We start from the raw sequence: 20,790 nt of genomic DNA on the forward strand, positions 1-20,790 counted from the left end.
ACAATTGGATCAGTTAAATGACATCAATCATCCACTATTCTAAGCTGACCATTCTCGATTTTCATGCATGTTGACGCACATTTTTTCAAAAAGATTTCGTCATGGGAAATCAGGATCAAACTCCCAGGATACTGCTGTAAAAAGCTTTCTAAAGCTAGAATACTTGTCAAATCCAAGAAATTTGTTGGTTCATCCAATACCAACAGATTGGCATCAGCCAGCAAGACTTTCGCCAAGAATAGACGTACCATCTCACCTCCAGAAAGCTGAGAAACTTTCTTTTGGGCCTTGTCATAACGTAGACCTAGCATAGCTAGAAGATTTAAAATGGTCACCCTATCTTGAAGAGAATCTAGACGCGCATTTTCAAAGACTGTTTTACTCGGATCTAACTCCTGTAAATTTTGAGAAAAATAAGCGATTTTAAGGTCTTGTGAATAGTAGCCTGGCAATTTTTGCATCAAGATCTGCTGGACAAAGCTTGTCTTACCACTTCCATTCCTTCCCAAAAGACCTATCTTTTCACCAAATGCCACAGAAAAACGATCATGTGAAAACAAGAAATTTCCATCCCGCCAGACCGTCCCCTCTTCTAGACGAAGCAAGCGGTGAGCAGATCTGACCAATTGCCCCTTTGTTTCTAACTTTACCCAGGCTTCTTTTTGTGGTTTCTCCACCTTAACCAGGGATTCAATCCGTTTTTCAATCGCCTTTGCTGACTTGCCCAAGGCCTTTTCCTTACCGTCATAAGCTCCCAATCGCGAATTGACCTTCCAATCAGACCGACTGACTGTTTTCTTCTTTTTGGTCATTTTCTTGGCTTTGACCTTCTTTTCCTGTACAACCCTCTCTAATTTTCGCACCTTTTCCTTATATTCTATGAACTCATGGAACTGTCCTTCTCGTTCTCTTTTTCTAATTTCTTCTACTTGGTCATAATTTCCCTTGTAAGTGAGCAAAGATTGGTTTTCCAATACCCATATTTCATCTACCAGCCGGTTGAGAAAGGCCCTATCATGACTGACTACCAATAAACAGCCCCGATACCCTTTCAATTGATGCAACAGCCACTCCTGATTTCCCCTATCTAAATTTGCCGTAGGTTCATCCAAAAGCAAGAAAGCTGGACCTTGTGATAAGGCCACTTTTAGAGCCTGCAAGACCTGCTCACCTCCTGACAAAGCCTCCTGCTCCTTCACTTGCGCAAGATAGGCAATATCAGCCAACAAACGGATATTCCCTAAATATTCGTTATCTTCTCCAATGATCATCTTTAAGAGTGTCGTCTTCCCCACACCATTATTTCCAATCAAACCTATTTTTTGTCCTGTATGTAATTGAAGTTGTGGAATGCTAAAGAGTTTGGTACCCACCACTTCTTTTTCAATTTGATGCCCTTCTAAGACCTTCATAATAACCTCTTTTTCTGTAAAACGAGGTTTAGAAATACAAAAACCATGCCTCTAAAGTCTGAAAACATGGTTGGAGATTGTAAAAAAGCATTACCTGAAATCACATTTGCAAAAGAAAGTTATAGTCTTTTGAATTAACTTCAAAACGTTGTCACTATCAGCTTGCCGTACTCCAGTTGAGAGAAACTGAGTTCCTTCTATTTCCAACCTCCAACAGTCACTCCTCTGACTGTTGGAGCTGCCTGCACCTCAGTTCCCAATCCTAAAGCTAATTCATTCGACTATATAAACAGCAACTATCCGCATTGATTTTCAGGTAGCAAAAAAAGACAAGCTCCCCATGAACTCGGCTCTATAATTTCTGTAGTGGGTCAGACCACTATGGAGGTTATGGAGCCTTTTTGAGTGTATACAAAAAGTCCCATATGACCTATAATGAAAAGCGACAAAACCATCATTTTAGAAAGACTCATATGGAACAATTTGATTTTATCACAAACTTACTTGGAATAAAAGACCCTAATATCACCATTTCAGATTATGTGGACGCTGGAACTCATAAAGAAGTCATCGCTAAACTTGACTATCCGGCTCCTAAATGCCACAACTGTCATGGTCAGATGGCTAAATATGACCTCCAAAAAGAATCTAAAATCCCCTATCTGGAATGTGCTGGATATAAGACCTTAATTCGTTTAAGGAAACGTCGTTTTCGTTGTCAGGATTGCGGAAAAATAGCTGTCGCAGAAACTTCTCTGGTCAAGAAGAATCATCAAATACCAGCTATTGTTAACCATAAGATTGCTCAAAAGCTGATTGAGAAAGCTTCTATGACAGACATCGCTGAATGCTTGGCCGTATCCACTTCAACAGTCATTCGCAAACTCAAGGAGTTCCAATTCAAGACTGACCTAACTTGGCTCCCAGCTCACATGAGCTGGGATGAATATAGTTTCAAGAAGGGCAAAATGAGCTTCATCGCACAAGATTTTGACTCGCTTACTATCTTAGCTATTCTAGATGGACGAACACAAACGACCATTCGCAATCACTTCCTCCGCTATTCCAGACAGGTGAGAAACCGAGTCAAAGTCATCACTATGGACATGTTTAGTCCTTACTACGATATCGCTAAAAAATTATTTCCGAACGCTAAAATTGTCCTCGATCGCTTTCATATCGTCCAACATATGAGTCGGGCCATGAACCATCTGCGCATCCAAATCATGAAGCAGTTTGACAGAAAATCTCATGAATACAAGGCGCTAAAAAGCTACTGGAAACTCATTCAACAGGATAGCCGTAAACTCAGCGATAAACGCTTTTATCGCCCTACTTTTCGGATGCATTTAACCAACAAAGAGATTCTTAAAAAACTACTTTCTTACTCGCAGGAACTTCGAGAACACTATGAACTTTACCAACTATTGCTTTTTCATTTTCAAAAGAAGCAAGCTGAACATTTCTTTGACCTCATTGAGGAGCTGCTTCCCAGCGTAAATCCCATCTTTCAAACTATTTTTAAAACCTTTTTGAAGGATAAGGACAAGATCATTAACGCATTAGAACTCCCCTATTCAAACGCCAAACTAGACGCTACTAACAACCTCATCAAAGTCATTAAGCGTAATGCCTTTGGTTTCCGGAACTTTGACAACTTTAAATTAAGAATTCTCATCGCTTTGAACATCAAAAAGAAGAGAACCAAGTTGGTCCTCTCTAATTTTCGCACCTTTTCCTTATATTCTATGAACTCATGGAACTGTCCTTCTCGTTCTCTTTTTCTAATTTCTTCTACTTGGTCATAATTTCCCTTGTAAGTGAGCAAAGATTGGTTTTCCAATACCCATATTTCATCTACCAGCCGGTTGAGAAAGGCCCTATCATGACTGACTACCAATAAACAGCCCCGATACCCTTTCAATTGATGCAACAGCCACTCCTGATTTCCCCTATCTAAATTTGCCGTAGGTTCATCCAAAAGCAAGAAAGCTGGACCTTGTGATAAGGCCACTTTTAGAGCCTGCAAGACCTGCTCACCTCCTGACAAAGCCTCCTGCTCCTTCACTTGCGCAAGATAGGCAATATCAGCCAACAAACGGATATTCCCTAAATATTCGTTATCTTCTCCAATGATCATCTTTAAGAGTGTCGTCTTCCCCACACCATTATTTCCAATCAAACCTATTTTTTGTCCTGTATGTAATTGAAGTTGTGGAATGCTAAAGAGTTTGGTACCCACCACTTCTTTTTCAATTTGATGCCCTTCTAAGACCTTCATAATAACCTCTTTTTCTGTAAAACGAGGTTTAGAAATACAAAAACCATGCCTCTAAAGTCTGAAAACATGGTTGGAGATTGTAAAAAAGCATTACCTGAAATCACATTTGCAAAAGAAAGTTATAGTCTTTTGAATTAACTTCAAAACGTTGTCACTATCAGCTTGCCGTACTCCAGTTGAGAGAAACTGAGTTCCTTCTATTTCCAACCTCCAACAGTCACTCCTCTGACTGTTGGAGCTGCCTGCACCTCAGTTCCCAATCCTAAAGCTAATTCATTCGACTATATAAACAGCAACTATCCGCATTGATTTTCAGGTAGCAAAAAAAGACAAGCTCCCCATGAACTCGGCTCTATAATTTCTGTAGTGGGTCAGACCACTATGGAGGTTATGGAGCCTTTTTGAGTGTATACAAAAAGTCCCATATGACCTATAATGAAAAGCGACAAAACCATCATTTTAGAAAGACTCATATGGAACAATTTGATTTTATCACAAACTTACTTGGAATAAAAGACCCTAATATCACCATTTCAGATTATGTGGACGCTGGAACTCATAAAGAAGTCATCGCTAAACTTGACTATCCGGCTCCTAAATGCCACAACTGTCATGGTCAGATGGCTAAATATGACCTCCAAAAAGAATCTAAAATCCCCTATCTGGAATGTGCTGGATATAAGACCTTAATTCGTTTAAGGAAACGTCGTTTTCGTTGTCAGGATTGCGGAAAAATAGCTGTCGCAGAAACTTCTCTGGTCAAGAAGAATCATCAAATACCAGCTATTGTTAACCATAAGATTGCTCAAAAGCTGATTGAGAAAGGTTCTATGACAGACATCGCTGAATGCTTGGCCGTATCCACTTCAACAGTCATTCGCAAACTCAAGGAGTTCCAATTCAAGACTGACCTAACTTGGCTCCCAGCTCACATGAGCTGGGATGAATATAGTTTCAAGAAGGGCAAAATGAGCTTCATCGCACAAGATTTTGACTCGCTTACTATCTTAGCTATTCTAGATGGACGAACACAAACGACCATTCGCAATCACTTCCTCCGCTATTCCAGACAGGTGAGAAACCGAGTCAAAGTCATCACTATGGACATGTTTAGTCCTTACTACGATATCGCTAAAAAATTATTTCCAAACGCTAAAATTGTCCTCGATCGCTTTCATATCGTCCAACATATGAGTCGGGCCATGAACCATCTGCGCATCCAAATCATGAAGCAGTTTGACAGAAAATCTCATGAATACAAGGCGCTAAAAAGCTACTGGAAACTCATTCAACAGGATAGCCGTAAACTCAGCGATAAACGCTTTTATCGCCCTACTTTTCGGATGCATTTAACCAACAAAGAGATTCTTAAAAAACTACTTTCTTACTCGCAGGAACTTCGAGAACACTATGAACTTTACCAACTATTGCTTTTTCATTTTCAAAAGAAGCAAGCTGAACATTTCTTTGACCTCATTGAGGAGCTGCTTCCCAGCGTAAATCCCATCTTTCAAACTATTTTTAAAACCTTTTTGAAGGATAAGGACAAGATCATTAACGCATTAGAACTCCCCTATTCAAACGCCAAACTAGACGCTACTAACAACCTCATCAAAGTCATTAAGCGTAATGCCTTTGGTTTCCGGAACTTTGACAACTTTAAATTAAGAATTCTCATCGCTTTGAACATCAAAAAGAAGAGAACCAAGTTGGTCCTCTCCAGGTTATGACTTTTCAGCAACCCACTACAGTTGACAAAGAGCCTCTAAACCAATCAGTGCAGTCTTCCCCCTTCTTTTTTTGAAAGGTTCCGATAACAACTCGGTTTAGTTATTGTTCATGATGACGACTTGCCTCCATATCTTATGTATTTATCCTTATTTTAGCAAATTTGACGCCAAATTTCAACTAAATCCTGGTCAGCTTAGTCGCTGAATCTGGCGAGGTATCATAAATCTTAAAATCTATGCCAACTCCCAAATCAGCCTGAGCCAATTCATTAGTCATGGTCATATGGGCCAGCTCTCTAATGTTGTTCTCTTTAGAGAGATGACCAAGATAGATTTTCTTGGTCCGATTTCCCATGCTACGAATCATGGCTTCTGCTCCGTCTTCATTGCACAGGTGTCCTTTATCAGATAGAATCCGTTGCTTCAAATTCCAAGAATAGGAACCAGCTCGTAAAATCTCTATATCATGATTGGACTCAATCAGATAAGCATCCGCATTTTCCACAATAGCTGCCAAACGATCACTGACATAGCCTGTATCTGTCAGCATGACAAAACTCTTATCATCCTTCATAAAGCGATAAAATTGAGGGTCAGCTGCATCGTGGCTCACACCAAAAGACTCAATATCTAAATCACCAAAGGTCATCACTTTCTCGCGTTCAAAAATATGTTTTTGAGCCACATCTATCTTACCTAATTTGGCATCCATAGCCTGCCAGGTAGCCTCATTGGCATAGACATCCAAGTGATACTTTCGGGCTAAGACTCCGATACCGTGAATATGGTCGCTATGCTCATGCGTCACCAAGATAGCATCTAAGTCTTCTGGTTTTCGATCGATTTCTGCTAAGAGACTGGTAATTTTTTTCCCAGAAAGTCCAGCATCCACTAAAATTTTTTTCTGATCTGTTTCCAAGTAGAAGGAATTCCCACTGGATCCAGATGCTAATATACTATATTGAAATCCTTTTCTCATCTGCTCCTATTCTTCCTCTGCTACTTCTTCCCAATCTTCTACTGTCACATCCTTGGCATATGGTAGGACAATGGTAAAAGTTGAACCATGCCCATATTCACTCTTAGCCCAGATAAAGCCTTTGTGCTGTTTGACAATTTCCTTGGCGATGGCTAAACCTAATCCGGTGCCACCTTGAGCACGGGACCGTGCCTTATCTACTCGATAAAAACGGTCAAAAATCTTTGGTAAATCTTCTTTAGGAATTCCCAGACCCTCATCTGAAATAGAAATGATAAGCTGTGTTTCCGTTGTTTTCATACTAAAAGTAATCTTGCCACCATCTGGTGAATACTTAATGGCATTATTTAAAATGTTATCAAAGACCTGCGTCATATTATCCGTATCAATTTCTACCCAGACAGGCGCAATTTTATAATCGCGGATAATGTTGTATTTCTTGTCCATATTTTGACTTTTCATCTGGTCAAAGCGGTTAAGAATAAAGGTGACAAAAGCTGTAAAGTTAATCAGTTCAAACTCCATGGTCTTAACTTGATTATCAAAACGCGTGAGACTGAGCAAGTCTGAAATCATGCGCATCATACGGTTGGTTTCATCCAGGGAAACCTTAACAAAACTTGGGGCAACCGGCTCTGTCAAAGCGCCCTCGTCCAGGGCCTCTAGATAGGATTTAACAGAGGTTAAGGGAGTGCGAAGTTCGTGACTGACATTGGAGACAAAAAGACGACGCTCCCGCTCTTCCTTTGCCTGCTCTGTCATGTCATGCAAGACCATAACCAAACCAGAAATAAGACCACTCTCACTCCGAATGGTCGCAAAATTGGCCCGTAGATGCGTGTACTCTCCATGATCGTCGGCATGATCAATGACCACCTCAGGCGTCTGAGCCAAGAGATCACGGAAACTATAGTCTTCCTCTATATCCAATAAATCAAGCAATTTGATCTGTTCAGCTGATTTTGCCGTAATACTTAGTTGCTTCTGAGCCATATCATTGATCATGATAATCCGACCCATACGGTCTGTGGCAATCACTCCATCGCTCATATAGGATAGAATGGAACTTAACCTCGTCTTCTCTTGCTCCAAATTATCATGAGTCAAGCGAATCACTTCAGACAAATCATTGAGAGAGTTGGTCATATCTGTGATTTCTGGACTACCACGCATATCCAAGATATCCGAATAATCACCAGCTATCAATTCCTTGACCTTTTGATTGAGGACCTTAATCTGCTTATTATCCCGATGGTTTTCAAGAACCATAAAGGCTAGGGCTATCACAAAGCCAATAATGATGACGATAAACCAAAATTCAGCGGTCGTCAATAAATAACGTAATTGATTAATCATTTGCCTTTATATAATACCCGACACCCCGTCTAGTCAGAATATATTCTGGCCGGCTTGGAATGTCCTCAATTTTCTCACGCAGTCGACGAATCGTCACATCAACTGTCCGAACATCTCCAAAATAATCGTAACCCCAGACTGTTTCCAAAAGATGGTCACGGGTCATGACTTGGCCCAAATGATTGGCCAAATGGTGGAGCAATTCAAATTCACGGTGGGTCAAATCCAATTCCTTCCCATGTTTTTTAGCAACAAAGGCATCCGGTAAGATGACTAAATCACCAATAACCAGCTCTGCACCACCAGGAACTTCTAAATCTACTTGTGTCTCAGACAACTCACTGCGGCGCAAGAGTGCCTTAACCCGAGCCTGTAGTTCGCGATTTGAAAATGGCTTGGTGACATAATCATCTGCACCGATTTCCAATCCAATAACCTTATCAAATTCACTATCCTTTGCTGAAAGCATAAGAATAGGAACATTACTTGTTTTGCGGATATTGCGAGCCACTTCTAGTCCATCAATCTCCGGCAACATCCAGTCTAAGATGACAATATCTGGTATTTCTGCTTCAAAAATTTCCAAGGCCTGACGACCATCAAAAGCGGTCACAACCTCATAGCCTTCTCGGGTCATATTAAACTTGATAATGTCCGAGATTGGTTTTTCATCATCAACGATAAGAATTTTCTTCATGAGTCTCTGTTCCTTTGGTTTTCTTAAGCTATTATAGCAAATCTTTGCGTTTTTTTCATTTTTTAGATATGCTTCTTCCAGATGTCACACTTATTTCTTCAAAAATACAAGATTTTTCTTTTTATTTTGTGATTTTTTTCATATACTAGTAAAAAAGCTTTCTTTTTTAAGGAGTAAGTATGAAAACTAGCAGACATTGGAAGTTAGAAACCTTTATCGTCGCAGTCTCTTTTCTAGTCATCCCTCTCATTTACCTTTTATTTTCACCTTTTTTTGGTCAAATTCTCTTTGTGCCTCTAGTTTATACTATCCTTCCCATCTTGGTAATTAAACGTTACGGCTATCTCTTCTATTATCCCTTAGGTGTCAGCTTAGTTTATAGCCTCTTTTTGTTGATTCTTTCTTGGACATGGCCGCTCGATTTCAGTCTAATTCCCTTAGCTTTTGGAACCATACTGATACCGACTGTGATTGGCTATCTAATAGGTTTTTTTCATCTTAAATTTGCTGACCCCAAGCAAAGGTGGTTACTTCCGATTCATTGTATTTCTAGTACTGTCCTTGTTTACGTAGTAACTATTCAGTATATGTCACAGAATGCCAATAGTCTCTTGGCCCATCTCTGCACTTATATCTTCTTACCTTTCATCTTTATCGGCTGTCAGGGCCTCATCACTTACCTCTATCCTAGTAATCGTTACAGCCCCTTAGTAACTGCCCTTGTTTTTCAACTAATTTATGCTTTTACTGGACATGGTTATCTCAGCTGGCTCACATTCCTTTATATTGGTTTAGCTTACGGAATCATGTACTTAGTGATTGTTTATATTAAAAAAGAGAAGTTCGTCTGGTGAACTTCCTTTTCTATTTCTTTGGAAAAATTCGCTGGCTGATGCGGAAAATAGGAGCCATTATTTTGCGAAAAATAGATAAAACACTTCTTTGTTGATTTCCGTCTCTGCCCAGAGATTTGATTTGGCCTTTGAAGCTCTTACTTTCTTTCCGAACCCACTTAAAATGGCTAGCTCCATCCTTTGCATAAAGGCCCGTTGGATTAAAATAACTTCGTTCATAATCATCAGCCAATTTGCATCCAAATCTCTTTTTTGAATTTTTGGGACTTTGAAAACCTTTGCTCATTTTCTTTCGAAAAATAGGATCATGTGGGCCAACCGGATCAACATCTAACTGCCAGTGGCGACTGAAACGACCATAATTAAAGCTAGCCCCATTGACAATACCTTCCTCTGTTACTACTTCTGCATCCACCTCGTTGAGAAAACTCCCATGACTAGATAGGATAAATTCGCTATGAAATTGATTGGATAAAACTTTGATATTATAAGATTCTTTGCCTCCAGGATAATGGAGACTTCCATCTGAAATCGCTACTTTATTATGGAAACGAGAGGGTTCATTGAGATAGTAAGAAAAAATCCTTCTTTCCTTAAGATAGGAGGCCAGAGCCTGACCATCTGTCATATGACTTTTCTTATAATAACGGCGAATATACTGGGCCTGTTGGCTAGAGATGACATAACGAAATTGGTGTACCTGCCTTTGCAGTGTCCCTGGCTGGCTCAAACTATTCTGTGGAAAAGCTAGATTGACAAGTTTGGATAAGTCCCGCCAAAAGACATGATGAGGCGGTAAATCGGGAGCAATCCTTTTGACTAAGTACTGATTTTCGCTCAAATCTCCAGATAAATCATCTGGCATCTGAGCAATCTCCATCAATTCCTCTAAGACTTGTCTAGCCTTGTCCTTCTTTAATTTTTTCCTGGATTCTTCCCAAAAAATCCAAAAATCTTTATCAGCAATTATCATAAGGAGATTATAGCAAAAAAGATCTCAGAAAGGTAGTATTTCTAGCTCTTCATAGCATTGGAAAGGTCTTTTTCTTGTAAAAACGGGGAATACAGTTGTAAAAAGATCTGTCCAACAGAAATGATTTGTCATAATTGACCAGTGCTAAATATTCAGAAAATTTGACATTTTTTAATTTTTCTTGTATACTATTTACTGCGTGTTACATTTTATGACATATTATTAGAGATAAGAAAAGGAGTACACTATGGCTTTAGTTGAATTTAAAGACGTCAATAAATATTATGGAGATTATCATGCCTTGCGTGATATTAATCTCTCCCTAGAAGCGGGACAAGTTGTTGTCCTTTTAGGCCCTTCTGGTTCTGGTAAATCGACCCTCATCCGTACCATCAATGCACTCGAAAGCATTGACAGTGGTGTTTTAGTTGTTAACGGTCACCATGTTGAAACTGCCAGTAACAAGGATTTAGTTGACCTCCGCAAAGAAGTAGGAATGGTCTTCCAACACTTTAATCTATACCCTCACAAGACAGTGTTAGAAAATATTACACTTGCTCCCATGAAAGTTTTGGGACTTTCTAAACAAGAAGCTGAAAAACGAGCTGAAAAATACCTATCCTATGTTAACATGTGGGACCGCAAAGACTCGTATCCAGCCATGTTATCAGGTGGACAAAAACAACGTATCGCTATCGCCCGTGGACTTGCTATGAGGCCTGAGCTCCTGCTTTTTGATGAGCCTACTTCTGCTCTAGACCCAGAAACGATTGGTGATGTTCTAACTGTTATGAACAAACTGGCCAAACGTGGCATGAACATGGTTGTCGTGACTCATGAGATGGGCTTTGCTCGAGAAGTTGCTGACCGTGTCGTTTTTATGGCTGAGGGTCAAATTTTGGTTGACACAACTGATGTCAATGGATTCTTTGATAATCCAACCGAGCCACGTGCTCAACAATTCCTCAGCAAAATCCTCAACCATACCAGTGAATTGGTCTCAGAAACCGATGACCTAGTTGATGAAGATTAGGAGGATACTATGTTCAAGAAAAAATATTTAGCACTTGTATTGCTACCCCTGCTTCTGCTCTTGCTAGCTATATCATTTTTAGGACAGGCAGGTGCAACGACTAGCAGTAAGTCATCCGCTCCATTAGCAGCGGGTGTACAAGATATCGTAGATCGTGGTGTTTTGCGAGTGGGTGTGAAACAGGACCTGCCAAACTTTGGTTACCGCGACCCAGAAAATATGCAATACACCGGTATGGAAATTGAGATTGCAAAAAAAGTAGCCGCAGAGTTGGGTGTTAAAATCGAATTTACACCTGTTACTGCTCAGACCCGTGGGGCACTCTTAGATAATGGTCAGCTAGATATGGTCATCGCTACCTTTACCATTACCGATGAGCGCAAAGAACTCTATAATTTCACAACACCCTACTATACAGATGCTGTTGGTTTCCTCGTTCGCAAGGATAGTAAAATCGCATCTAATTGGGAAGCACTGGATGGCATGACTATTGGTGTCACTCAAGGTTCTATTCAGTGGGGCTTGCTAGAAGAAATCGCTGCTGAAAAAGGCATTCATTTCAACTTCCGTGAATTGGGTTCCAACTCTGAAGTCGTTGTAGCCTTGGCAGCTCGACGTGTTGATGCCTTCTCCATTGACCAATCTATCCTCTCAGCCTTCTTAGGCAAATCAAACCAACTTTTGGACATCCAGTACAAACCATCTGAATACGGAATCGTAACCAAAAAGTCCAATACTGAGTTAGCCAACTATTTGGATCAACTTGTTCAAAACTGGAACAAAGATGGTTCTTTACAAACTATTTATAATAAATTTGGCTTGACCCCTGTAACAGAAATTAGCGATTAGAAAGGAGCCACTATGGATTTTACACAAATATTTAACGCTGATCTTTGGGCAACTTTCTTTCAGGACTGGGAGCAGTTTGCTCACGGTTTCCTCTTCAGCCTCCTCATTTCCATCGGTGCATTAGTTACTGCCCTCTTTCTTGGAATAGTCTTCGGTGCCATCTCTACGACAAAAAGCAAACTCTTGCGATTTATTGCTCGTGTCTATGTCGAATTTTACCAAAACACACCCCTCTTGGTGCAATTTGTCATCATTTACTATGGATTACCTTTGATTTCCAACTTTGTTCTCATGCCTTCTATCTACTGGACGGCAGTCATCTGTGTTGGACTCTACCACGGTGCCTACATCGCTGAGGTTATTCGGACTGGTATTGAGGCAGTACCAGTTGGTCAGACTGAAGCGGCCCTTTCACAAGGTTTTACCTATATTGAAACCATGCGGTTAATCGTTCTACCACAAGCTATCCGAACGATCCTCCCTCCAATGGCCAACCAGGTTGTTAATCTCATTAAAAATACCTCTACTGTTGCTATCATCGGTGGGGTGGATATTATGTTCATGACCAAACACTGGTCTGCTGTCCATTCCAACTACATTCCACCCTTCTTGACAGCAGCTATCCTCTATTTTATCCTTTGTTTCCCTTTGGCAACCTTTGCCCGTCGTTGGGAAGCTAAGAATAAAGAAGCCTACTAAGAAAGGAGATTCGTATGTTAACAGATATTTTAAATGTTTTGTCACCTACCAACCTATCTTTCTTGCTTAGTGGACTTGGTTTGACCCTTTATATGTCCGCCATTATCATCGTCTTGTCTACCATTTTAGGGACCATCCTTGCCGTCATGCGAAATGGAAAAAATCTTCTCTTTCGCTGGATTTCTTCTATCTATATCGAGTTTGTCCGCAATGTACCCAACTTGCTCTGGATTTTTACCATCTTCTTGGTCTTCCAACTCAAGTCAACCCAAGCTGGACTGACAGCTTTCACAGTGTTTACTTCCGCTGCACTAGCTGAAATTATCCGAGGTGGCCTCAACTCTATCGATACAGGGCAAACGGAAGCAGGGCTATCACAAGGCTTTAATCACTTCCAAATTCTTATCTATATCATCCTGCCACAGGCTATTCGCAAAATGCTGCCTTCCATCATTTCACAGTTCGTAACGGTTATCAAAGACACCAGTCTCCTTTATTCTGTTATTGCCCTACAAGAACTATTTGGGGCCAGCCAAATCCTTATGGGACGCAACTTTGAAACCACAGCAGTTTTCACTCTCTATGTGGTGATTGCCCTCATTTACTTTGTCATTAACTTCGCTATCTCCCAATTCTCCCGCTATCTAAGCAAGAAATGGGAAAAAGCAATGAGTTGATCTAAATTTTCAAAAAAAGAAAAGCGGGTTCTGTTTAACGAGGCTTCGCTTTTTCACTGCTCAAACTCTTTTAAAATCCTAAGGGATGTTTTATTAGAAACGAATGAACTGACTTTAAGACTAAGAATTGAGACGCAGGCTGCTCCAACAGTCAGGGAAGTGACTCTTAGAGGTTGGAAATAGAAACTGACGACAGGCGATTTACCTTACAGTCTCGGAATAGATTGTTGGATGCGGGAAATAAAAACTGACGATAGGCGGTTTACCTTACTGTCTGAGAATAGACTGTTTGAGGTTGGAAATAGAGGGAACTAAGTTTCTTTTAACTAGAGTAGAGCAAGTAGAAAATGATGACGTATCAACTTTTATTCAAATGACTATAAAGCTTCTTGTCTACCATTAGGTATGTCTGCTCCACTTTTCTTTATCCATTTTTTAATTTTCTTTGGTTATCGTATAAAAATAGAGGCTGGGCAAAAAGTAGCTTCAGAATAGAAAAAACGAGCATTTCCGCAGTTGGAGATGCCCGTTTTTATATGCCATGGTTTATAATTATAATAACCACAAAACAACTAGAAAGCCATGACTATGTATAAAGAGTATAACACAAATCAGTTGAGTTTGGAACTAAATCTTGCCTACAATATTCCTATGAATCACGAGGTTAGATTGATCAGTCTTTTTGTGGACAGTATCCCTAATCATGTTTTATTGGAAGATAAATCACACACTGGCCGTCCTGCCTTCCATCCGGCTATGCTCATGAAGATGACGCTCTTCGCCTACGCTCGTCAGGTCTTTTCTGGTCGCAAAATGGTTCAGATGAATGAGGAAGTCATTCCCATGAAATGGTTGAGCCAGGATACCTACGTCAGCTACAAAACCATCAATAATTTTCGTTCCAGTAAGCATGCCAACAAACTGATTAAGACTGCTTTTATTTACTTCACCCTCCTCATGCGTGAAAATGGCATGATTGAAGACGATGCTCTCTTTATCGATGGCACTAAATTGGAAGCTGATGCCAATCTCTACTCTTTTACTTGGAAAAGGGCTGTTGATAAATACGAAGAGGCACTGAACGGAAAAATCTCAGAACTCTATGACCAGCTAGTTCAAGAAGGTGTGAACATAGTGAAGAAGGCTCTTGTATTTACGCCAAACGGAAAATCGATGTCGAACCCGTTTTTGGCCGATTGAAGAGTGTTTTTGGCGTGCGCAGGGTTCATGTCAGAGGCAATCAAGCCGTCCAAACGGAGATCGGCTTCCTATTCATGAGCATGAATCTAACAAAATTGACTAAGAATCTCGACCCTAAAAATTCAAATACTCAAAAACCACACAGTGATTTTTTCATCTTGATCATCTTCAAGACAGAAATCACTGTGTGGTTTTATTTGAAGCTACTTTTTGCCCAGCCTCTATTTTTTTATTCTGCTTCCGGTCTTGATTTTCTTGCGATATCGGCTAGAATATTTTCTACAAATTCTTCAATTTTTTCGGTATGGGTCGCTTTTGAACCATAACGGCGAACGTTGACTTCACCGTTTTCTTGTTCCTTGTCCCCAACCACTAGTTGATAAGGAATCTTACTGGTTTGTGAGGCACGAATCTTGTACTGCATCTTCTCGTTACGGTCATCTACGTCAGCACGAATTCCTTTGTCTTTAAGGACTTTTGCCACTTCCCAAGCGTAGTCAATGTGGGCTTCGTTTGAGATTGGAATCACTGTTACTTGATGCGGAGCCAACCAAGTTGGGAAGGCACCCTTGTAATTTTCAATCAAGATAGCTGTGAAGCGCTCCATTGTAGAGATAACCCCACGGTGAATCATGACTGGACGGTGCTCTTCGCCATCCGCACCGATATAAGAAAGGTCAAAGCGTTCTGGAAGAAGGAAATCCAACTGGATAGTTGATAAGGTTTCTTCATTACCGAGGGCTGTCTTCACTTGGATATCCAGTTTTGGTCCATAGAAGGCTGCTTCTCCTTCTGCTTCAAAGTATTCCGCATCCATTTCATCTAAAGCTGCTTTAAGCATGCTTTGGGCATTTTCCCACATGGCATCGTTATCGTAGTACTTTTCCTTGTCCTCAGGGTCACGGTAAGAGAGACGGAAACGGTAGTCTGTCAAGTTAAAGTCTTCATAAACATCAATAATCAATTGAAGAGCTTTTTGGAATTCTTCCTTGATTTGTTCAGGCATTACGAACAGATGACCATCATTGAGGGACATTTCACGCACACGTTGGAGACCTGAAAGAGCACCTGATTTTTCATAGCGGTGCATCATACCGATTTCGGCGATACGGATAGGCAATTCACGATAAGAGTGGACATGGTGCTTGTAGACTTGGATGTGGTGTGGACAGTTCATTGGACGAAGCACGAATTCTTCTCCGTCCCCCATATCCATCGTCGGGAACATATCTTCTTGGTAATGCTCCCAGTGACCAGATGTCTTGTAGAGCTCAACCGAGGCCATCGGTGGGGTGTAAACATGTTGGTAGCCTGATGCCAACTCCTTGTCCACAATATAGCGTTCCAACTCGCGACGAATAGTAGCCCCATTTGGTAACCAGAATGGCAAACCTTGACCCACTTCTTGGGAAATCATGAAGAGATCCAACTCTTTCCCCAATTTACGGTGGTCACGTTCCTTGGCTTCTTCCCGCATTTGAAGGTAGGCTTTGAGGTCTTTTTTGTCAAACCAAGCTGTACCGTATACCCGCTGCATCATGGCATTGTCAGAATTTCCACGCCAGTAGGCACCTGCTACATTGAGGAGCTTGAAGACTTGAATGCGACCTGTTGATGGCACATGTGGGCCACGGCAAAGGTCCACAAATTCACCTTGGCGGTAAACTGTTAATCCTGCATCAGCATGTTCGCTGATCAACTCGACCTTGTAAGGATCGTCCGCAAAGATTTCCAAGGCTCCTTCCTTGGTCACTTCTTGACGGATACAAAGGTGGTTTTCTTTAACGATTTTTGCCATTTCAGCTTCGATAGCATCCAAATCTTCGTTTGAGATTTGTCCATCTGCATTATCAGTGTCGTAGTAGAAGCCGTTTTCAATAGCAGGTCCCACACCTAAGTGAATATTTGGGTAAAGACGCTTTGCGGCTTGGGCAAAGAGGTGAGCGGCTGAGTGACGAAGTACCTCAAAGGCATCTTCATGGTCAGGCGTCACGATTTCAAGATTTCCGTCTTCAGTGATGGCACGTGTTGTGTCAATCAAGGCACCATTAAATTTACCAGCAAGAGCTTTTTTAGCAAGAGAGTTGCTGATGGATTGAGCAATTTCAAAAGTAGTAACGCCTGATTCGAATTCACGAACAGCGCCATCAGGGAAAGTAATGTTAATCATAGTATCTCCTTTATCAAGGTTTTATTTATTTTGATGTTTTTCTCCGTGGTGAAAAACATCAGGTGAGACTCGCCCTGCGAGCCGTCGTGGCAAGTCAAACTTGCTATAGGAAACTGCCAAAAAAATTACGACGTCCTCTAAAAGGACGTCGTAACGTGGTTCCACCTTCATTTATCAAGCACAAAAAAGATGTCCTTGACCTCGAAATAGTGATAAGGGAACCACCCTTTTATGTTTGCATAAAATAGTACTGAGTAGTGTCCGCTCGTATCCTCTATGCACTTTCCAGCTAGCGTGCACTCTCTCAAAGATTTCCTACAAGGGATAAGTCTCTAAAAGCTATTATAGCAAGTTTTATGAGAATTTCAAGTCTAATTTCTTATTTAATCCAAATTATTGCGTATGGACTTAATTTTAGAAACAGAAAGCTTGACAATCTTACGAGTTTGCTGAGTTGTGGTTACCAAAATTCTCTTTGGTAAATTACTGGCTGTCCTAGCAATGACAAAGGGAACTTGACTTGCTTTTTGAGCTAAATAGATTGGTAATGATTCTTCATACAAATATTCATTATTGAAGTCTTTCGCAATTTTCAAATCAAGATAATATTCATAGGCTTTTTTTCCAAAATTCTCTGCAGAAATTTCGTAGAGTTTCTCTTTAAGAGCGAGGGGATCCATTTCTGGAGTCGCTAAAACAGCATCTAAGATAGCATCTGCCAATTCCTTATCATGGTAATAAAGAGTACCAAACATCTTCTTATCAATAACATTATCTAGGTAGAGATTGCCATGAGCGATAATTGGAGTGCCTGAAGCTAGGCTTTCCAAATAAGTCAGCCCTTGAGTCTCACTGGTGGAAGCTGAAATAAAGAAATCTGCGGTCTTGTAATAAAGAGCTGTTTCAGAAGGGGCAATCATACCGGTCATAATGACCGCATCTTGAATCTTCAAGTCTGCAATCAATTTTTTAAGATCGGAAACATATGGCCCACCGCCCGCAATGACCAGCTTGACATGAGGATTTTCAGCCAGAACAGTTGGCATGGCCTGAATGACAGCTTGGATATTTTTTTCATAGGAAATGCGCGACAAGCTGAGCAACATGGTTTCATGGGGCTCAATTCCCAATTTTTCCCGTAATTCGAGACGATCTTCTTTCTGAATCTCAGGCCGATCAAACTTAGCTAAATCAATACCTGTTGGTATCACGCGCAAGTCCTGCTGCACTTCATAAGACTGCAGAAGATTCTCCACAATCTCACTAGGACAAATCACTCCATCCACATCCTTAAAGAAACCTCGAACGAAGTATTTAATCATCTTAGGACGAATGAGAAGGCCTTTGGCGATATAGCGAACATAATCTTCATAATGCGTGTGATAGGTATGCACAACCGGAATATTCAGGGCATTGGCAATTTCTACCCCCAATATACCCATCGAAAATTCTGTGTGGGTATGAATGATATCTAGTTGGTAGCGACGAGCAATCTTAAGAGCATCCGAAAAACCTGCATAGGCAACGCGGCGATCCTTAAAGGCAAAAAATGGCACAGACGGAAGGCGGATGATATCCCAATCCTCATAACGATCGACATCTCGATCTGTCGTCGTAAAAATAAAGACGATATGACCTAGTTTTTCCAATTCTGTTTTTAAGGTTTTTATGGATGTGGCAACACCAGAAACCTGAGGAAAATAGGTGTCCGTAAATAAAGCAATTCTCATCTATAACTCCATAACTTGACGATAGGCATCCGCCAACTGATGGGATACCTTGTCTATTGAACGACTTTGGGCAACTTGGTAACCAGCCTCCCGCTTATCAACTTTCTTATCCAAAATTTTCTGGATGGACGCGACAAAATCATCTACATTTTGGCCTAGCTCCGCACAGGTCTCATCCACCCAACCTTCATAGACTGGAATATCCCGCAAGACGACATGCTGGTGGCTAGCAAAGGCTTCTAAAACTACGATACCTTCTGTTTCTTCGTAAGAGGGAAAGAAAAAGGCGTCAGCACCTGACATAGCACCTTGGAAAACAGCTCCCTTGAAGAAACCCGGAAAGGAGACGTTCTCTGGATGATTGCCGTTTACAATCTTTCGAATAGAAGAAGGAATCATCCATTTGGCAATGGAACCCAACCAGATAAAGCGGACATGGGGCATCTGTTCAGCTACCTTGACAAAATCCTCAATTCCCTTACGGCGAAAATAAAGGCCAGCACAAATAACCACAGGCTGATCATTTTCCAATTGGAAATACTCTCGAAAAACAGCCTCTTTCTTCTCGTCTTTACCGTATTTATTTAAGTCTATTCCGTTTGAAACCGCAATGATTGGTGTTTTGACACCGTAAGATTCAATTAATTTCTTAGAGTAAGTTGATGGCGTGATAATAAAGTCAGCTTTTTTATACATATGAGTCAGGTATTTCCCGACAAGGGGGGCCAAGAGGTTAGACCCGATAAAGGAATTTTTAAAATCTTCTCGTGTCGAATGACCGTGCATGATAACCTTTTTTCCCTGACGTTTAGCAGTATGAAGCAACCTGAGAGACCGTGGCCCGTAGGTATTAATGTGAACAACATCGTAGTCACCCAATAAATCTGTCGTATGAGGGATTCCAGCCAAGTCCAGAGCTTCCATTTGATGATAAAGGGCTCGACCGATGCCTGATTTCTGCAAAACAGTCTTTCCTTCTAAGTAGAGTAAAACTTTCATGTTCCCATTATATCTTTTTTATCAAAAAAAGACACTCTAAAAAGTGTCTTAGCATTTGGGTGAAATTCATTAACTCTTTATTTTGTTGATTTGCGTTCTTTGATGCCATGGTTGAGGATAACCTCACGGTTTTCCAATTCTTCCTTATGCATAATCTTTGTCAGCATACGCATGGCAATGGCACCAATGTCATAGAGGGGTTGGCTGATTGAAGTCATATTAGGACGAGTATATTTAGTTACTAGGGAATCATCGCTTGTGATCACTTCAAACTCCTCAGGAACCTTAACCACCTTGTCCGCAATACCGTTCAGAAGTCCTGCTGCGATCTCATCTTCCGCAACATAAGCTGCAGTAGCTCCCGCATTAAGCAAGCGTTCTGCCAAAGCATAGCCCTCTTCATATTTGTATTTAGATTCAAAAACTAAGCCTTCGTTGAATTCCAAACCATTATTTTTCAAGCCTTCTTTGTAGCCCGCTAAACGAATCTTACCATTGATATCGTCCACAAGTGGTCCTGAAACAAAGGCAATCTTTTGGTTGTTTTTAGCCAGGAGTTGAACGGCATCCGCAGAAGCTTGAGCATAGTCAATGTTAACACTTGGCAATTGATGCTCCAAATCAACGGTTCCCGCCAAAACAATTGGCGTACGGGAACGAGAAAATTCAGCACGAATCTTATCCGTCAAATGGTAACCCATAAAGACAATCCCATCCACCTGCTTAGAGAAAAGAGTGTTGACAACATTGATTTCTTTTTCATCGTTTTCATCGCTATTAGCTAAAACGATATTGTACTTGTACATATCCGCGATGTCATCGATACCTTTTGCCAGGGTCGCAAAGTAGGCATTGGCAATATTTGGAATGACCACACCAACAGTAGTTGTTTTCTTACTTGCAAGTCCACGTGCAACTGCATTTGGACGGTAGTCCAAACGGTCAATAACTTCTAAAACTTTCTTTCGTGTGTTTTCTTTAACATTCTTATTGCCGTTGACCACACGACTAACAGTGGCCATAGAAACTCCAGCTTCGCGAGCGACATCATAAATGGTCACTGTATCATCTGTATTCATCATGATGATTGATTTCCTTTCCTATTTTTTAACAGTATTTGAAATAGAGTTATGACGAGGCAAGAAACCGCA

The 20,790-nt window shown here is 40.8% G+C and carries 15 protein-coding genes and 4 pseudogenes; 9 read left to right on the forward strand and 10 right to left on the reverse strand.

What is annotated here, in order from left to right; all coding sequences use genetic code 11:
- Positions 1 to 23: 23 nt before the first annotated feature.
- Positions 24 to 1,412, reverse strand: coding sequence for a ribosomal protection-like ABC-F family protein (gene abc-f, locus BN1356_RS05735; RefSeq protein ID WP_093650435.1), 1,389 nt, complete (start codon positions 1,410 to 1,412; stop codon positions 24 to 26).
- A gap of 473 nt (positions 1,413 to 1,885) precedes the next feature.
- On the opposite strand from abc-f, the pseudogene BN1356_RS05740 reads away from it, so the two are divergent.
- Positions 1,886 to 3,133, forward strand: a pseudogene (locus BN1356_RS05740) (ISL3 family transposase); the annotation flags it as partial.
- Between the two features lie 386 nt (positions 3,134 to 3,519).
- Here BN1356_RS05740 and BN1356_RS13085 read toward each other — a convergent pair.
- Positions 3,520 to 3,693: pseudogene (locus BN1356_RS13085) on the reverse strand (ATP-binding cassette domain-containing protein); the annotation flags it as partial.
- Positions 3,694 to 4,166: 473 nt separating this feature from the next.
- On the opposite strand from BN1356_RS13085, the gene BN1356_RS05750 reads away from it, so the two are divergent.
- Positions 4,167 to 5,423 carry an ISL3 family transposase gene (locus tag BN1356_RS05750; protein WP_176694241.1) on the forward strand — a complete coding sequence of 419 codons (1,257 nt, stop codon included), beginning with the start codon at positions 4,167 to 4,169 and terminating at the stop codon, positions 5,421 to 5,423.
- A 178-nt stretch (positions 5,424 to 5,601) separates the two neighbouring features.
- Here BN1356_RS05750 and BN1356_RS05755 read toward each other — a convergent pair whose 3' ends face one another.
- The 3 genes from BN1356_RS05755 to yycF are packed head-to-tail and all read right to left on the reverse strand — an operon-like array spanning position 5,602 to position 8,455.
- Complete coding sequence (locus BN1356_RS05755) at positions 5,602 to 6,402, reverse strand: MBL fold metallo-hydrolase (RefSeq protein ID WP_093650438.1); 801 nt, start codon at positions 6,400 to 6,402, stop codon at positions 5,602 to 5,604.
- A gap of 6 nt (positions 6,403 to 6,408) precedes the next feature.
- Complete coding sequence (gene vicK, locus BN1356_RS05760; RefSeq protein ID WP_093650439.1) at positions 6,409 to 7,758, reverse strand: cell wall metabolism sensor histidine kinase VicK; 1,350 nt, start codon at positions 7,756 to 7,758, stop codon at positions 6,409 to 6,411.
- Positions 7,751 to 8,455 carry a response regulator YycF gene (gene yycF / locus BN1356_RS05765; RefSeq protein WP_093650440.1) on the reverse strand — a complete coding sequence of 235 codons (705 nt, stop codon included), beginning with the start codon at positions 8,453 to 8,455 and terminating at the stop codon, positions 7,751 to 7,753. Before yycF ends, vicK begins: the two co-directional genes overlap by 8 nt.
- Before the next feature lie 179 nt (positions 8,456 to 8,634).
- Here yycF and BN1356_RS05770 point away from each other — a divergent pair, with 179 nt between their 5' ends.
- The gene (locus tag BN1356_RS05770; protein ID WP_093650441.1) at positions 8,635 to 9,309 is read left to right on the forward strand and encodes a hypothetical protein; all 675 of its coding nucleotides are present in this window, start codon (positions 8,635 to 8,637) and stop codon (positions 9,307 to 9,309) included.
- Between the two features lie 10 nt (positions 9,310 to 9,319).
- On the opposite strand, the gene BN1356_RS05775 is transcribed toward BN1356_RS05770, so the two are convergent.
- Positions 9,320 to 10,282: a DUF3114 domain-containing protein gene (locus BN1356_RS05775; protein ID WP_093650442.1), complete on the reverse strand. Its 963-nt coding sequence runs from the start codon at positions 10,280 to 10,282 to the stop codon at positions 9,320 to 9,322.
- A 247-nt stretch (positions 10,283 to 10,529) separates the two neighbouring features.
- On the opposite strand from BN1356_RS05775, the gene BN1356_RS05780 reads away from it, so the two are divergent.
- From BN1356_RS05780 to BN1356_RS05800, 5 genes and pseudogenes are all read left to right on the forward strand, one after another.
- Positions 10,530 to 11,315: an amino acid ABC transporter ATP-binding protein gene (locus BN1356_RS05780; protein ID WP_093650443.1), complete on the forward strand. Its 786-nt coding sequence runs from the start codon at positions 10,530 to 10,532 to the stop codon at positions 11,313 to 11,315.
- A 9-nt stretch (positions 11,316 to 11,324) separates the two neighbouring features.
- Positions 11,325 to 12,164 carry a transporter substrate-binding domain-containing protein gene (locus BN1356_RS05785; protein WP_093650444.1) on the forward strand — a complete coding sequence of 280 codons (840 nt, stop codon included), beginning with the start codon at positions 11,325 to 11,327 and terminating at the stop codon, positions 12,162 to 12,164.
- A 12-nt stretch (positions 12,165 to 12,176) separates the two neighbouring features.
- Complete coding sequence (locus BN1356_RS05790) at positions 12,177 to 12,863, forward strand: amino acid ABC transporter permease (protein ID WP_093650445.1); 687 nt, start codon at positions 12,177 to 12,179, stop codon at positions 12,861 to 12,863.
- A 14-nt stretch (positions 12,864 to 12,877) separates the two neighbouring features.
- Entirely contained in the window at positions 12,878 to 13,540 is a 663-nt protein-coding gene (locus BN1356_RS05795) for an amino acid ABC transporter permease (RefSeq protein WP_425423516.1), read from the forward strand.
- A 588-nt stretch (positions 13,541 to 14,128) separates the two neighbouring features.
- Positions 14,129 to 14,990 (forward strand): annotated as a pseudogene (locus BN1356_RS05800) (transposase).
- Here BN1356_RS05800 and thrS read toward each other — a convergent pair.
- On the reverse strand, positions 14,970 to 16,910 hold the full coding sequence (thrS, locus tag BN1356_RS05805) for a threonine--tRNA ligase (protein ID WP_093650446.1): 1,941 nt from the start codon (positions 16,908 to 16,910) through the stop codon (positions 14,970 to 14,972). The pseudogene BN1356_RS05800 and the gene thrS sit on opposite strands and share 21 nt — an antisense overlap.
- Before the next feature lie 144 nt (positions 16,911 to 17,054).
- Here thrS and BN1356_RS13090 point away from each other — a divergent pair.
- A pseudogene (locus BN1356_RS13090) lies at positions 17,055 to 17,120 on the forward strand (GpE family phage tail protein); the annotation flags it as partial.
- Positions 17,121 to 17,293: 173 nt separating this feature from the next.
- On the opposite strand, the gene BN1356_RS05810 reads toward BN1356_RS13090, so the two are convergent.
- The 3 genes from BN1356_RS05810 to ccpA all read right to left on the reverse strand — a co-directional run bounded on the left by BN1356_RS05810 (position 17,294) and on the right by ccpA (position 20,718).
- Entirely contained in the window at positions 17,294 to 18,640 is a 1,347-nt protein-coding gene (locus tag BN1356_RS05810; protein ID WP_093650447.1) for a glycosyltransferase family 4 protein, read from the reverse strand.
- Positions 18,641 to 19,639, reverse strand: a complete 999-nt coding sequence (locus BN1356_RS05815; RefSeq protein WP_093650448.1) for an LTA glycolipid anchor biosynthesis glycosyltransferase, IagA/BgsA family — start codon at positions 19,637 to 19,639, stop codon at positions 18,641 to 18,643.
- A 77-nt stretch (positions 19,640 to 19,716) separates the two neighbouring features.
- Positions 19,717 to 20,718, reverse strand: coding sequence for a catabolite control protein A (gene ccpA, locus BN1356_RS05820; RefSeq protein ID WP_093650527.1), 1,002 nt, complete (start codon positions 20,716 to 20,718; stop codon positions 19,717 to 19,719).
- Positions 20,719 to 20,790 lie beyond the last annotated feature (72 nt).

This window comes from Streptococcus varani, assembly GCF_001375655.1.
In the GTDB taxonomy this organism is placed as follows: Bacteria; Bacillota; Bacilli; order Lactobacillales; family Streptococcaceae; genus Streptococcus; species Streptococcus varani.

Bases quoted from the DNA above. Each gene is read 5' to 3' on its own strand.
- BN1356_RS05790 (WP_093650445.1), top strand. From the start codon at position 12,177: ATGGATTTTACACAAATATTTAACGCTGATCTTTGGGCAACTTTCTTT.
- thrS (WP_093650446.1), bottom strand. From the start codon at position 16,910: ATGATTAACATTACTTTCCCTGATGGCGCTGTTCGTGAATTCGAATCA.
- abc-f (WP_093650435.1), bottom strand. From the start codon at position 1,412: ATGAAGGTCTTAGAAGGGCATCAAATTGAAAAAGAAGTGGTGGGTACC.
- vicK (WP_093650439.1), bottom strand. From the start codon at position 7,758: ATGATTAATCAATTACGTTATTTATTGACGACCGCTGAATTTTGGTTT.
- BN1356_RS05755 (WP_093650438.1), bottom strand. From the start codon at position 6,402: ATGAGAAAAGGATTTCAATATAGTATATTAGCATCTGGATCCAGTGGG.
- BN1356_RS05785 (WP_093650444.1), top strand. From the start codon at position 11,325: ATGTTCAAGAAAAAATATTTAGCACTTGTATTGCTACCCCTGCTTCTG.
- BN1356_RS05750 (WP_176694241.1), top strand. From the start codon at position 4,167: ATGGAACAATTTGATTTTATCACAAACTTACTTGGAATAAAAGACCCT.
- yycF (WP_093650440.1), bottom strand. From the start codon at position 8,455: ATGAAGAAAATTCTTATCGTTGATGATGAAAAACCAATCTCGGACATT.
- BN1356_RS05795 (WP_425423516.1), top strand. From the start codon at position 12,878: ATGTTAACAGATATTTTAAATGTTTTGTCACCTACCAACCTATCTTTC.
- BN1356_RS05810 (WP_093650447.1), bottom strand. From the start codon at position 18,640: ATGAGAATTGCTTTATTTACGGACACCTATTTTCCTCAGGTTTCTGGT.
- BN1356_RS05770 (WP_093650441.1), top strand. From the start codon at position 8,635: ATGAAAACTAGCAGACATTGGAAGTTAGAAACCTTTATCGTCGCAGTC.
- ccpA (WP_093650527.1), bottom strand. From the start codon at position 20,718: ATGAATACAGATGATACAGTGACCATTTATGATGTCGCTCGCGAAGCT.
- BN1356_RS05815 (WP_093650448.1), bottom strand. From the start codon at position 19,639: ATGAAAGTTTTACTCTACTTAGAAGGAAAGACTGTTTTGCAGAAATCA.
- BN1356_RS05775 (WP_093650442.1), bottom strand. From the start codon at position 10,282: ATGATAATTGCTGATAAAGATTTTTGGATTTTTTGGGAAGAATCCAGG.
- BN1356_RS05780 (WP_093650443.1), top strand. From the start codon at position 10,530: ATGGCTTTAGTTGAATTTAAAGACGTCAATAAATATTATGGAGATTAT.